This is a genomic window from Pseudomonas putida, from assembly GCA_041071465.1.
GTDB lineage: Bacteria > Pseudomonadota > Gammaproteobacteria > Pseudomonadales > Pseudomonadaceae > Aquipseudomonas > Aquipseudomonas putida_P.
In genome coordinates, this window is the sequence record CP163498.1 from 3,689,290 (window position 1) to 3,701,566 (window position 12,277).

Here is a 12,277-nt window from a genome sequence, read left to right on the forward strand (position 1 = left end):
GCTGGCCTTTTTTGTTTCTGCAGGCTGTGTGTGCAGGTTTTTCACCCATCTTCGGTAGCTGGAATCAGATCACTGCGCGCACCGGCTTGAACAGCCTGAGCAAGTAGATCGGTACCAAAGTCAGCACGAAAACAGCCACTGCCAGCAACGGTATCAACCACGCCAGCGAATGCCCCTCGATCAGCGGGCCATAGAAGATGCTGGCCCTGTTCATGATGAACACGTGCAAGCAGTACAGCCCCAACGTACAACCCGACAGCTCGGCCAGCAGCTTACTGTGCTGTACAAGGTGCCCGCCCAGCGCAAGCAGCAGGCGAAAGGCGCAGATGGCGGCCAGCACCACCAACGGAGATACGTAGGAATAGAAAACCTGGTTGGGCTCGCCGTGCTGCATGGACACGGCATGCGTGGCGGCGGCGGTCAGGGCGCCGCTGGTGGCGAAGCCGGCAAGGTTTACCCAGGCGTTGCCCGGGCCGTGCAGCCGAATTTGTTCGTAAACATAGGCGCCCAGGAATGCATAGCCGGCAAACCCCATGAACGTAAACAGCTCATAGGTATGGACCACGTTGGCCAATGTAGGGTTGAACTGTGCGGCGGTGGGCAGCAGGCAACTGATCACTAGCCACAGGCCCAGGAACACTCGCTTCTCCTGTGCCCCGCAATGCTGGTAGACCTTGGCCATGTAGGGCATGAACAAATAAATGCCGATGATCGCGTACAGGTACCAGAGGTGGTAGTAGACAGGGCCGTGGAGCATGGCCACTGCCGCTTGCCACAAGCTGCCGTGCCCGGTGCCCAGGGTCGTGCGCCACAGCGCATAGAACACCGACCAGAACAGCAGCGGCGGCAGTATGCGCACAAAGCGCTTCTGGTAGAACGTGATTGCACCCTCTGTTCGGTTCAACAGCAGGGCGCCAGACAGCATCAGGAACAGGGGACGCAAGACCTGACCAAGGAGTTGTAGATGTTGGAGGACATCCAGTTGTCATCCAGTTGCAGTGCCCCGGCTGATGCGATGTGAAGGATTATCACCATGAAGCAGGCGGCGATCCTGCAAAGGTCGAGTCCGGCATTCAAGCGTTGCTGCATTGGTTGCCCACCTTGTCGCTACCTTGCGCAATGGGTTCTTGTAGATGCCTGAATGTACGGTGGAAGGGGGAAACTGCAAGCGGTGAAAGTGCCACAACACGGGCTGAGGCCCGACTTCAATGGGGCGCCGCTCCTAAAGGAGGGGCGGCGCAGGCTTTTGAGGGTTAGACTTTCAGCACCAACTTGCCAAAGTTCTCCCCACTGAACAGCTTCAGCAACGTCTCGGGGAAGGTCTCCAACCCCTCCACCACATCTTCCTTGCTCTTCACCTGCCCACTGGCCAGCCACCCGGCAATCTCCAGCGCGGCCTTGCCGTAGTCCTTGCTGTAGTCCATCACCACAAACCCTTCCATACGCGCACGGTTCACCAGTAGCGCCAGGTAGTTGGCTGGCCCCTTCACCGCTTCCTTGTTGTTGTACTGGCTGATCGCGCCGCAAATCACGATGCGGGCCTTGAAGTTGATGCGCGTCAGCACGGCATCGAGGATCTCGCCGCCGACGTTGTCGAAGTACACGTCCACGCCTTTGGGGCATTCGCGCTTCAGGCCAGCCAGTACGTCTTCGGCTTTGTAGTCGATCACCCCGTCAAAGCCCAGCTCGTCCAGCAGGTACCGGCACTTCTCGGCGCCGCCGGCAATGCCGACCACGCGGCACCCTTTGACCTTGGCAATTTGCCCGACAATGCTGCCCACCGCACCGGCCGCGCCGGAGATGACCACGGTATCGCCGGCCTTGGGCTGGCCAACATCCAGCAGGGCGAAGTAGGCCGTCATGCCGGTCATGCCCAGCGCCGACAGGTAGCGGGGCAGGGGGGCCAGGTTGGGGTCGATCTTGTGCAGGCCCTGGGGCTCGCCGGTGAAATAGTCCTGCACCCCAAGCGCGCCGCTGACGTGGTCGCCTGGTTTGAATGCCGAGTGGTTGGAGGCGACCACTTCGCCCACACCCAGCGCACGCATTACCTGGCCCAGGGCCACGGGCGGGATGTAGGACTTGCCTTCGTTCATCCAGCCGCGCATGGCGGGGTCCAGCGACAGGTACAGGTTACGCACCAGCACCTGGCCTTCGCCGGGTTGTTCGACGGGCACGGTCTCGAAGCTGAAGTCGTCACGGCGCACGGCGCCGACCGGGCGTTTGGCAAGCAGGAAGCGGCGGTTGGTCTGGGTCATGGCGGGTCCTTGTGGGCAGTGGAGGGAGTGAGGTGTTCAATCTACCTTGTTGATTTAGGCAGGTCGTTAACATCACTGACAGGCATGGTAGCCCAACCGTTGGTGTGATGATGCTGCCCGGCCGAGCGGTGGCTGGCTATGCTCTGAACCCCACCTAACCCCCCACAGGAGCACGCGATGAGCATGACCTTTTCTGGCCAGGTAGCCCTGGTGACTGGCGCTGCCGCCGGTATTGGCCGGGCAACCGCCCTGGCTTTCGCCCGCGAGGGCCTGAAGGTGGTGGTGGCCGACCTTGACCCGGTCGGCGGCGAAGCCACTGTGGCGCTGATCCACGCGGCGGGTGGCGAAGCGCTGTTCATTGCCTGCGACGTTACCCGCGACACCGAGGTGCGCCAGCTGCACGAGCGCCTGATCGCCACCTGCGGTCGGCTGGACTATGCCTACAACAACGCTGGGGTCGAGATCGAGCAACACCGTCTGGCGGAAGGCAGCGAGGCAGAGTTCGATGCCATCATGGGTGTGAACGTGAAGGGCGTGTGGTTGTGCATGAAGTACCAGCTGCCTTTGCTGCTGGCCCAGGGCGGTGGGGTCATCGTCAACACGGCCTCGGTGGCGGGGCTGGGGGCGGCGCCGAAGATGAGCATCTACAGCGCCAGCAAGCATGCGGTGATTGGCCTGACCAAGTCGGCGGCCATCGAGTACGCCAAGAAGGGCATCCGCGTGAACGCCGTGTGCCCGGCGGTGATCGACACTGACATGTTCCGCCGTGCCTACGAGGCCGACCCGCGCAAGGCCGAGTTCGCCGCCGCCATGCACCCGGTGGGGCGCATTGGCAAGGTCGAGGAAATCGCCAGTGCGGTGCTGTACCTGTGTAGCGACGGTGCGGCGTTTACCACCGGGCATTGCCTGACGGTCGATGGTGGGGCTACGGCGATCTGAGCGGATAGCGCGTGGCCTTCTTCGCGGGCGCGCCCGCTCCCACAGGTACAGGGCTGCCCTGAGGTCGGATGCGCTTCGTGTGACAGCGGGCAAGCCCGCGAATACCAGCACCCAGGGCGACCTCTGGCAAGCTGATAACGACACGCTCATAGCTATTTGACACTATTCTGACGCCAGGCCCTTGTTCATCGGCTGGCAACGTTGCCACCCTTGGCCTTCGGATAACCTCGCAAGCAGAAGGGGAGTCGGCGATGGGCGCGAGCAAGCACGGTGTGCTGGCCAACTTGGGCATGGCCCGCAAACTCGGCCTGGGCTTTGCCCTGGTGCTGCTGTTGACGCTGGCGGTGGCGGCCATCGGCATCGCCGCGTTGCATGGCGTCGGCCAGCGCTTCGACAGCTTGCGTCAGCTGGCCCAGTTCAATACCGACCTGTTGCGCTTGCGCCAGCACGAGCAGGCGTTTGCCCTGCGCTCCGACCTGCAGCAGGCCGAGGCCTTGCGCAGCGGCCTGCAGGGCCTGGTCGAACGTGCCCGCGGCCTGCCGGCGCTGGCGGCGGCGCAAACCGATCTTGCTGCCTATGGCCAGGCATTCGAGGCCTTTGTCGAGGCCGTGCAGGCCAAGGAGCTGGCGCTGGACATGGCCAGTTGGTCGGTGTCCAGCGTGGCCAACAACCTCGATGTGCTGCAGGCCGGCCTGGCCGATGACGGTGTGTACACGCTCAAGCAGTCCCAGGGCCAGCAGGGTGGCGAGTTCCTTGAGCAAGCTGGGCAAGTGGCACAGGTGTCGCGGCTGATGCTGCAGGCCATGGACGAAGCGCGGGTGCGCCTGGAAAAAAGCCGTAAGGGCGAAGAGGGCGTGAGCCAGGAGCGAATTGCCCAGACGGTGGAGGCCGCCAGCCTGGTCAGCCAACTACAGGGTGCGGTTGGCGATGCCGGTTACCAGAGTGTGCTTGGCGAAGTGGCCGGGCACATTGGCAGCTTCTCGGAAAAACTCAACGAATACACCGACCAGTTGGCCCGCGAGCAGGGGCTAAAGGCGCAGTTGCAAACCAGTGCCGAGCAAGTGACCGGGCAAGTCGACCAGGCCTATCTGGGGCAGGAGCAGGCTCTGCAGGGCGAGCTGCAGCGTAATGCCGTTGCCATCGGCCTGGCCACGGTGCTGGCCTTGATCGTCGGTGTATTGGCGGCCTGGATGATTACCCGTGCGGTCGTCGGCCCTCTCCAGCATGTCATCGCCCGCGCCCAGCGTATCGCTGCGGGTGAGCTGGGCTTGGACGCCCAGGCGCCGCGCCGGGACGAGGTGGGGCAACTGATGCAGGCCATGCAGCAGATGGCGGCGGGGCTTTCGGGTATTGTCAGCGGCCTGCAGCAGGGCATCGAACAATTGGCTGGCAACGCCCAGGCGTTGTCGGCGGTGACCGAGCAGACCAATCGCGAGGTGGGCAGCCAGAAGGAAGAAACCGAGCAGGTCGCCACCGCCATGCAGCAGATGACCGCCACCGTGCACGATGTGGCACGCAATGCCGAAGAGGCGGCGCAAGCGGCCCAGGCAGCGGACGAGAAAGTCGACACCGGCCAGCAGGTGGTGCGCCAGAGCATGCAGCGCATCGAGCAGTTGGCGGCGGCGGCGGAAACCGCCAGCGCTGGCATCGACAGCCTCAGTGCCGAAATTCACACCATCGGCGACGTGCTGGAAGTGATCAAGAGCGTGGCCGAGCAAACCAACCTGTTGGCGCTCAATGCCGCCATCGAGGCAGCTCGCGCCGGTGAGCAAGGGCGTGGTTTTGCCGTGGTGGCCGATGAGGTGCGCGCGTTGGCGCGGCGTACCCGGCAATCCACCGAGCAGATCGAGACACTGGTCGCCAGCCTGCGCGGTAATGCCCAGCAATCGGTGGCGCAGATCCGTGGCAGTGCCGAGCTGGTGCGCCTGGCGGTGGCCGATGCGCTGCAGACGGAAAGTGCGCTGGGCAGCATTGCCGCGGCGGTGTCATTGATTCAGCAGATGAACCAGCAGATCGCCGCGGCGGCCGAGCAGCAGAGCTCGGTGGCGGAGGAGATAAGCCGTAGCGTCACGCAGATTCGCGGTAGTGCGGATCAGGCGGCGTTGGCGATGCGGGACAATGCCCGGTCGAGTGTGGAGCTGGCGCAGTTGGGGGCTGATTTGAAAGGGATGGTGGAGCATTTCAGGCTTTAGGTGCCAGGTGCCAGGTGCCAGGTGCCAGGTGCCAGGTTCAAAGTGCTTTGTGGGTTTTGAGATCGAGCGCCGCGCGGGCGGCGCTCAATCTCAACCCCAGCGCCTCTCTACCGTCATCCCCTGCGCGGATTCAGGATCATCAAGGTCAGCACCCCCGCCACAATCCCCCAGAATGCCGAGCCTATCGAGAACAGGGTCAACCCCGAAGCCGTGACCATGAAGGTAATCACCGCCGCCTCACGCTCGCGCGCCTCGCTCATGGCCACGGTCAGCCCGTTCATGATCGAACCAAACAGCGCCAGTGCGGCAATCGACAGCACCAGCTCCTTAGGCAATGCCGCAAACAATGCCGCCAAGGTCGCCCCGAACACCCCGGCAATGCCGTAGAAAATCCCGCACCACACCGCCGCGGTGTAGCGTTTACTCGGGTCTTCATGGGCATGCGGCCCGGTGCAGATCGCTGCGCTGATCGCCGCCAGGTTGACCCCATGCGAGCCGAATGGCGCCAGCAGCAGCGAGGCAAAGCCGGTGGCCGAAATCAGCGGCGAGGCGGGCACCTGGTAGCCGTCGGCACGCAGCACGGCCACGCCGGGCATGTTCTGCGAGGTCATGGCCACTACGAACAGTGGAATGCCGATACTGATGGTTGCCGCCAACGAGAAGCTGGGTGTGGTCCATACTGGTTTGGCCACTTCCAGGTGGAAGCCGCTGAAGTCCAGCAGGCCCAGCGCGCCGGACAATGCCGTGCCCACCAACAGCGCGGCCAGTACGCAGTAGCGTGGCGACAGGCGCTTGACCAGCAGGTAGCTGAAGAACATGCCCAGCACCAGCAACGTGCGGTGCTGGGCGGCGACGAAGATTTCGCTGCCGATCTTGAACAGGATGCCCGCCAGCAGTGCCGAGGCCAGCGAGGCCGGAATGCGTTTGACCAGGCGCTCGAAGCTGCCGGTCAGGCCACAGATGAGGACCAGTACGGCACAGGTGATATAGGCGCCAATGGCTTCGCCATAGCTGACCCCGCCCAGGCTGGTGATCAGCAAGGCAGCGCCTGGGGTGGACCAGGCCACGGTGACGGGGGTGCGATAGCGCAGCGATAGGCCGATGCTGCACACCGCCATGCCAATGGACAGCGCCCAGATCCATGACGAAATCTGCGCAGTGGTCAGCCCGGCCGCCTGGCCGGCCTGGAACATCAGTACCAGCGAACTGGTGTAGCCGGTGAGCATGGCAATGAAGCCTGCAACCACAGCCGACGGAGAGGTGTCTGCCAGGGGCCGCAGGCGTGCGGAGGTGGCATCGGTCATGAACAAAATCCTTGTAAAGGTGTAAGCAGTTTTTTCAGACTACAGCGCGCAAGGTTGATCCTTGCCATACAGCGGCCATTGCATTTAGCCGTACAGTCACCAACTATTGGGCGCAATTGCAAAACTGCTTGGCAGTGGAGGGGCGATGTACAAGGTCTATGGCGACTACCAGTCGGGCAACTGCTACAAGGTCAAGCTGATGTTGAGCTTGCTGGGTCGGCCGTATGAATGGCACCCGGTGGACATCCTCAAGGGCGAGACCGAAACGCCCGAGTTTTTGGCGATGAACCCCAACGGCAAGGTGCCGGTACTGGAGCTGGAGGACGGCAGCTACCTGTGGGAGTCCAACGCCATTCTCAACTTCCTGGCCGATGGCAGCGAGTTCCTGCCCAGCGAGCCGCGCCTGCGCACGCAGGTGTTGCAGTGGCAGTTCTTCGAGCAGTACAGCCATGAGCCGTACATCGCCGTGGCGCGGTTCATCCAGTTTTACCTGGGGCTGCCGGACGAGCGCCTGGAGGAGTACCGCAAGCTGCACAAGGGCGGCTACAAGGCGCTGAAGGTGATGGAGCGGCAGCTGCAGATGACGCCGTACCTGGTGGGTGAGCAATACTCGATTGCCGATGTGGCGTTGTATGCCTACACCCATGTGGCGCAGCAGGGCGGTTTCGACCTGGCCGATTACCCGGCGGTAAGGGCCTGGCTGGAGCGGGTCAGCAGCCACCCACGGCATGTGCCGATGGTGGGATGATCTTCAGCTTGTATCGGCCTCTTCGCGGGTTTGCCCGCGAAGAGGCCGATACACGAAAGCTACGACCTGTCAGACCGAAGCAAACCGCTCATCCAGGTAGGCAATGATGGCCTTGGACTCGTACATCCAGGTCACCTTGCCGGCTTCTTCAATGCGCAGGCAAGGCACTTTCACCCGGCCGCCACCTTCCTGCAGGGCCTGGCGGTGCACCGGGTCGTTCTTGGCGTCGCACAGCGCTACCGGTACGTTCAGGCGATGCAGGGTGCGGCGGGTCTTGACGCAGAACGGGCAGGCATGGAACTGGTACAGCGCCAGGCCCTTGGCCGCTTGCTCGACGCGGGCCTGGGCGGCGGCGTCACGCTTGCGCTTGGCCGGGCGGCTGATCCAGTCACCGAAGACGATAAGCTGGCCGAGGCCAACCCGCAGGGCTTTGACGATCATGGGCAACTCCTGAAATGCAAAAGCCGACCCGCAGGGGTCGGCTCGGGGTCAGCAGCCAATCACTTGATCAGGCTGAGGAACTCGCTGCGGGTGGCGGCGTTTTCGCGGAATTCACCCAGCATCACCGAGGTGATCATGGTCGAATTCTGCTTCTCGACACCGCGCATCATCATGCACATGTGCTTGGCTTCGACCACGACGGCCACACCGGCGGCACCGGTAACCTGCTGCACGGCTTCGGCGATCTGGCGGCTGAGGTTTTCCTGGATCTGCAGGCGGCGGGCGTACATGTCGACGATGCGCGCCACCTTCGACAGGCCAAGGACCTTGCCCTTGGGCAGGTAGGCCACGTGTGCCTTGCCGATGAACGGCAGCATGTGGTGTTCGCACATCGAATACAGCTCGATGTCCCGGACCAGCACCATTTCGCTGTTATCAGAGCTGAACAGCGCGTTGTTGGTGACCTCTTCCAGTGTTTGCTCATAACCGCGGCAAAGGTACTTCATCGCCTTTGCAGCCCGCTTGGGCGTGTCGAGCAGGCCCTCACGGGAGACGTCCTCGCCAATCTGGCTGAGGATCTCGGTGTAGTTCTGTTCCAGGGACATGGATCTACCTGTGGGAAAAAATCGCAAAAACGAAGGGTACGGCGGTGAGGGCGGCGCTGCAAGCGCGGCGTTACTCGTCGCGGCCTTCGAGCATGGTTCGCTTGAGCATCACATACACCGCGCCAGTGCCGCCATGGCGGGCGCTGCAGGAGGCAAAACCGAGCACCTGCGGGTGCTGGCGCAGCCAGGTGTTGACGTGGCTTTTGATCATCGGGCGCTTGCCATCCAGGCGTGCGGCCTTGCCGTGGGTCACCCGCACGCAGCGCACTTCCAGTTTGGTGGCTTCGGCGATGAAGTCCCACAGGGTTTCGCGGGCCTTTTCCACGGTCATGCCGTGCAGGTCGAGGCTGCCCTCGAACGGGATCTGCCCCAGCTTGAGCTTGCGCAGCTGGCCTTCCTGCACGCCGTCGCGGCGCCACATCAGTTCGTCTTCGGCGCCTACGTCGATGACGAACAGGTCGGACATGCCGTCGATGACCAGGGCCTTGTCACTGCGCACGGTCGCCGCCTGGCGCAGGCCAGCCAGTTTCTGGCGGTCGGCCTTGGGCTTGCCGACTTCGGCGCGGTCGTGGCGGATTTGCTTTACGCCACGCACTTCGGCCTTGAACAGGGAAAAATCGTCGTCTTGCATGATGCCTCCACGTAGGCGGCGTAGTTTACGCGACTGTGGGGCCCTGTGCAGCCATGTCGGGTCTGATTGGCCGCTCCCACAAGGGGCGCGACCGCAGCATAGCTGTCAGTCGTGTTTTTTCATCAGGTGCGGCGACAGGTTCAATTCCCGCCCGCGGCGCAAACGGATACGGCTGCGCCGCCAGAAGCGCACGCCCAGCCATAGCAGCAGCAACCCAGCCCCGGTAAGGATGCTGGACAGCGGTTTGTTGGCATTGAGTTCCTGCAGGGCGGGGTAGTTGCCCAGCAGGCCGGCAAAGCCGGCCATGGCCAGCAGCACGCCCAGGGTCGCCAGCAGCGCCGACAGGCCGGCCGCCAGGCGGGCGCCCCAGTTACGCGGCTCGCGCGTGCGCAGGCGCTTGGCGTCGAAACTGCCTTTAAGCTTCATTCCGCTCTCCTCTGTGGATATCCGGAATTCGACCTGCTGCCGCCCATCGGGTTCCGCCCGGCTGCCGGGCGGTCTTGCCAGTGGTTCAGATCAGGCTGGCGGTGGGTGCCACGCAAGCGAAGTTGTCGGCCATCACGGCCATTTCGCACTGGTGAATCTGTGCGGCCGGGATCACCCCGTCCTTGAAGGCCAGGTCGCGGGTGGCCGAGGCGTCTTCCACCAGGGTGCACCGGTAACCATAGTCCTTGGCGCGGCGAACGGTAGTGCTGACGCTGGAGTGGCTCATGAAACCACAGACGATCAGGTCCAGGTGGCCCAGCGCCTGCAGCGTTTCGTGCAGTTGGGTGTTCTTGAATGCGTTGGGCATGCGTTTTTCGATGACGATTTCGCCTTCCAGTGGCTCGAGCCCCGGAATGAACTGGCCGGCCGGCCCCTGTGGATCGAAGCGGCCACCGACAGTGCCCAGGTGGCGAACATGGATGATCGGACGGCCGCTTTTACGCGCGGCGTCGAGCAACCTGGCGATGTTGGCCACGGCCTCGTCCATGCCCGACAGCTGCAGGGGACCGCTGAGGTACTCCTTTTGCGCATCGATGATGATCAGGCTGGCGTGGCTCAGCTTGGCCGGCGGGTAGTCGCGGCCAGTGAGGCGGAACATCGTGGTTGGAACGGACATCAAGGGCTCCTTGGAAGGGCTTTTGTATACCTATTGTCCCCTGCCTTGACGCCAATGGGAATGGTTGACAACGCAAGCGGCATGGTTACTGGCCTGTGGCTAGCCTTTGGGCAAGGCAAACGAACAAATGTGCGGGTGGGACTGTTAGACTTTTGTCCGGTCTGAAATAGGAGTACCCCGTGATCACATCCCGTCTGCGCACGTTGCGCGACTACATCCGCTGGGCGGTGAGCCGCTTCCACGAGCACGACCTGTTCTTCGGCCACGGTGCCGACAACGCCTGGGACGAGGCCCGCCTGCTGGTGCTCGGTGCGGTGCACCTGCCATGGGAGGTGGCCGACAGCTACCTGGATTGCATGCTCGAGGACGACGAGCGGGTACGCCTGCAGCACCTGCTCAAACGCCGTATCGAAGAACGCGTGCCGGCCGCCTACCTGCTGGGCGAGGCCTGGTTCTGCGGCATGTCGTTCATCGTCGACGAGCGGGTGCTGGTGCCGCGTTCGCCGATTGGCGAGCTGATCGAAAAACGTTTCGAGCCGTGGCTGGCCAGCGAGCCGGCACGCATTCTCGACCTGTGCACGGGCTCGGGCTGCATCGGCATCGTCGCCGCGGAGGTGTTCCCCGAGGCCGAGGTGGTGCTGGCCGACTTGTCGTTCCAGGCCCTTGAAGTGGCCAACCAGAATATCGAGCGCCATGGCCTGGACACCCGCGTGTATACCGTGCAGGGCGATGGCTTTGGCGGTTTGCCGGGGCAGCGTTTCGACCTGATCCTGTCCAACCCGCCGTATGTCGATGCCGAAGACTTCGACGACATGCCGGCCGAGTACCACCACGAGCCCGAGCTGGGCCTGGCCTGCGGCAACGACGGCCTGGACCTGGTACGGCGGATGCTGGCCGAAGCGGCCGACCACCTGACCGACAAAGGTTTGCTGATTGTCGAAGTGGGCAACAGCCAGGTGCATGTCGAGGCGTTGTACCCTGAAGTGGACTTTGCCTGGCTGGAGTTCGAGCGCGGCGGGCATGGGGTGTTCATGCTGACGGCTGAGCAGTGCCGCCAGCATCAGGAATTGTTCAAGGCCCGGGTCTGACCCATTTGGGGCTGCTTTGCAGCCCATCGCGACACAAGGCCGCTCCTACAGGCAGACGCGTTTCCCCCAAGGTTACGCTGCCCCTGTAGGAGCGGCCTTGTGTCGCGATGGGCCGCAAAGCGGCCCCAATCCCCACCGGCTGAAGCGGCCTCAGCGGGTGGCAATCCAGATCAACAACCCTGCCTGAAACACCGCAAACGCCACCAGGCAGGTAATGGTGAAGCGCAAACCGCTGTCTTCGCGGTGGTACTTGGCCACCCGCTCATCGCGCTCGCGCAGTTGCGCTTCTTTTTCCTGCAACTGCTGGTCCGCCTGCTGCAACAGGTTGGCAGCATCCAGAATGTCAACCCGCTGCAGGCGCTCGTTGCTCCAGGCGGCCTTCAGCTGGCCGACGGTCATGTCCACGGTACGGCCCTTCAGGTGCTGGCTGTCCTCGTATTCCACCTCGATACCTACCCCGCGCAGGCAGTTGTCACGGCGCAGGCGGGAGTCTTCGTTCAGCGCATCCTTGCTTGGCAACGCCATGCCCACTACCTGGTAGTGCGACCATTTGCGCTGCAGCCACTGCGCCGCCTGGGCCAGCATGAAGCGGCCGATGCCACGGTTCACGGGCTCCAGTTGCAGGCCATGCTCATTGCCAATGCGCACCAGGCGCTCGGCATGGTCGACACGGATGTCCAGGCGGTTCTGCTCTTTGTGCACCTTCTGGCCGGGCAGTTGGATTTCCATGCGCAGCAGGCTGTGCGCCTTGTCATGGCGCTCGGCATAGCCGAACTGCACAAAGCGCAGCGGCCGGGCGCCGGTGCTGCGGTCGGTGGGCAGTGCGGCCAGGCGCAGCAGCTGGAAGTGTTCGGCGGCAAGCTCGGCCCAGGGCAGGGCGGGGCTTTCCTGGGGGGCTTCGGCCGGCTCTACGGCGGCGGGGGCGATGGTCATCAGGGCTTGTCCTCGGCTATGCCTGCTGTATCGGCAGGC

13 protein-coding genes are annotated in these 12,277 nt (G+C 63.4%); 4 read left to right on the forward strand and 9 right to left on the reverse strand.

The window, feature by feature from the left end; all coding sequences use genetic code 11:
* Positions 1 to 64 precede the first annotated feature (64 nt).
* Entirely contained in the window at positions 65 to 982 is a 918-nt protein-coding gene (locus AB5975_17035; GenBank protein ID XDR22985.1) for an acyltransferase, read from the reverse strand.
* A 271-nt stretch (positions 983 to 1,253) separates the two neighbouring features.
* Positions 1,254 to 2,255, reverse strand: coding sequence for an NADP-dependent oxidoreductase (locus AB5975_17040; protein XDR18373.1), 1,002 nt, complete (start codon positions 2,253 to 2,255; stop codon positions 1,254 to 1,256).
* 177 nt (positions 2,256 to 2,432) lie between these two features.
* Between AB5975_17040 and AB5975_17045 the strand changes: the two genes are divergently transcribed.
* Positions 2,433 to 3,194, forward strand: a complete 762-nt coding sequence (locus AB5975_17045; protein XDR18374.1) for an SDR family oxidoreductase — start codon at positions 2,433 to 2,435, stop codon at positions 3,192 to 3,194.
* 251 nt (positions 3,195 to 3,445) lie between these two features.
* The gene (locus tag AB5975_17050) at positions 3,446 to 5,386 is read left to right on the forward strand and encodes a methyl-accepting chemotaxis protein (GenBank protein ID XDR18375.1); all 1,941 of its coding nucleotides are present in this window, start codon (positions 3,446 to 3,448) and stop codon (positions 5,384 to 5,386) included.
* Between the two features lie 113 nt (positions 5,387 to 5,499).
* Here the strand turns inward: AB5975_17050 and AB5975_17055 are convergent, their stop codons facing one another.
* Positions 5,500 to 6,690, reverse strand: a complete 1,191-nt coding sequence (locus tag AB5975_17055) for a benzoate/H(+) symporter BenE family transporter (GenBank protein ID XDR18376.1) — start codon at positions 6,688 to 6,690, stop codon at positions 5,500 to 5,502.
* Positions 6,691 to 6,835: 145 nt separating this feature from the next.
* Here AB5975_17055 and AB5975_17060 point away from each other — a divergent pair, with 145 nt between their 5' ends.
* Entirely contained in the window at positions 6,836 to 7,438 is a 603-nt protein-coding gene (locus tag AB5975_17060) for a glutathione S-transferase family protein (GenBank protein ID XDR18377.1), read from the forward strand.
* 69 nt (positions 7,439 to 7,507) lie between these two features.
* Here the strand turns inward: AB5975_17060 and AB5975_17065 are convergent, their stop codons facing one another.
* The 5 genes from AB5975_17065 to AB5975_17085 form a co-directional block, all read right to left on the reverse strand.
* On the reverse strand, positions 7,508 to 7,879 hold the full coding sequence (locus AB5975_17065) for a glutaredoxin family protein (protein XDR18378.1): 372 nt from the start codon (positions 7,877 to 7,879) through the stop codon (positions 7,508 to 7,510).
* A gap of 59 nt (positions 7,880 to 7,938) precedes the next feature.
* The gene (folE, locus tag AB5975_17070; GenBank protein XDR18379.1) at positions 7,939 to 8,484 is read right to left on the reverse strand and encodes a GTP cyclohydrolase I FolE; all 546 of its coding nucleotides are present in this window, start codon (positions 8,482 to 8,484) and stop codon (positions 7,939 to 7,941) included.
* Between the two features lie 70 nt (positions 8,485 to 8,554).
* Positions 8,555 to 9,115, reverse strand: a complete 561-nt coding sequence (locus AB5975_17075; protein XDR18380.1) for a Smr/MutS family protein — start codon at positions 9,113 to 9,115, stop codon at positions 8,555 to 8,557.
* A 105-nt stretch (positions 9,116 to 9,220) separates the two neighbouring features.
* Complete coding sequence (locus tag AB5975_17080) at positions 9,221 to 9,541, reverse strand: hypothetical protein (protein ID XDR18381.1); 321 nt, start codon at positions 9,539 to 9,541, stop codon at positions 9,221 to 9,223.
* An 85-nt stretch (positions 9,542 to 9,626) separates the two neighbouring features.
* A complete protein-coding gene (locus tag AB5975_17085; protein XDR18382.1) occupies positions 9,627 to 10,217 on the reverse strand; it encodes a cysteine hydrolase family protein in 591 nt (196 codons plus the stop codon).
* A 179-nt stretch (positions 10,218 to 10,396) separates the two neighbouring features.
* Between AB5975_17085 and prmB the strand changes: the two genes are divergently transcribed.
* Positions 10,397 to 11,305 (forward strand): 50S ribosomal protein L3 N(5)-glutamine methyltransferase, encoded by a 909-nt coding sequence (gene prmB, locus AB5975_17090; protein ID XDR18383.1) that lies wholly within the window; start codon positions 10,397 to 10,399, stop codon positions 11,303 to 11,305.
* Between the two features lie 150 nt (positions 11,306 to 11,455).
* On the opposite strand, the gene AB5975_17095 is transcribed toward prmB, so the two are convergent.
* Positions 11,456 to 12,238, reverse strand: coding sequence for a hypothetical protein (locus AB5975_17095; protein XDR18384.1), 783 nt, complete (start codon positions 12,236 to 12,238; stop codon positions 11,456 to 11,458).
* Between the last annotated feature and the right edge of the window lie 39 nt (positions 12,239 to 12,277).

Excerpts from the sequence above, each read along its gene's own strand:
- AB5975_17040 (XDR18373.1), bottom strand. The coding sequence starts at position 2,255 with ATGACCCAGACCAACCGCCGCTTCCTGCTTGCCAAACGCCCGGTCGGC.
- AB5975_17045 (XDR18374.1), top strand. The coding sequence starts at position 2,433 with ATGAGCATGACCTTTTCTGGCCAGGTAGCCCTGGTGACTGGCGCTGCC.
- AB5975_17050 (XDR18375.1), top strand. The coding sequence starts at position 3,446 with ATGGGCGCGAGCAAGCACGGTGTGCTGGCCAACTTGGGCATGGCCCGC.
- AB5975_17055 (XDR18376.1), bottom strand. The coding sequence starts at position 6,690 with ATGACCGATGCCACCTCCGCACGCCTGCGGCCCCTGGCAGACACCTCT.
- AB5975_17060 (XDR18377.1), top strand. The coding sequence starts at position 6,836 with ATGTACAAGGTCTATGGCGACTACCAGTCGGGCAACTGCTACAAGGTC.
- AB5975_17065 (XDR18378.1), bottom strand. The coding sequence starts at position 7,879 with ATGATCGTCAAAGCCCTGCGGGTTGGCCTCGGCCAGCTTATCGTCTTC.
- folE (XDR18379.1), bottom strand. The coding sequence starts at position 8,484 with ATGTCCCTGGAACAGAACTACACCGAGATCCTCAGCCAGATTGGCGAG.
- AB5975_17075 (XDR18380.1), bottom strand. The coding sequence starts at position 9,115 with ATGCAAGACGACGATTTTTCCCTGTTCAAGGCCGAAGTGCGTGGCGTA.
- AB5975_17080 (XDR18381.1), bottom strand. The coding sequence starts at position 9,541 with ATGAAGCTTAAAGGCAGTTTCGACGCCAAGCGCCTGCGCACGCGCGAG.
- AB5975_17085 (XDR18382.1), bottom strand. The coding sequence starts at position 10,217 with ATGTCCGTTCCAACCACGATGTTCCGCCTCACTGGCCGCGACTACCCG.
- AB5975_17095 (XDR18384.1), bottom strand. The coding sequence starts at position 12,238 with ATGACCATCGCCCCCGCCGCCGTAGAGCCGGCCGAAGCCCCCCAGGAA.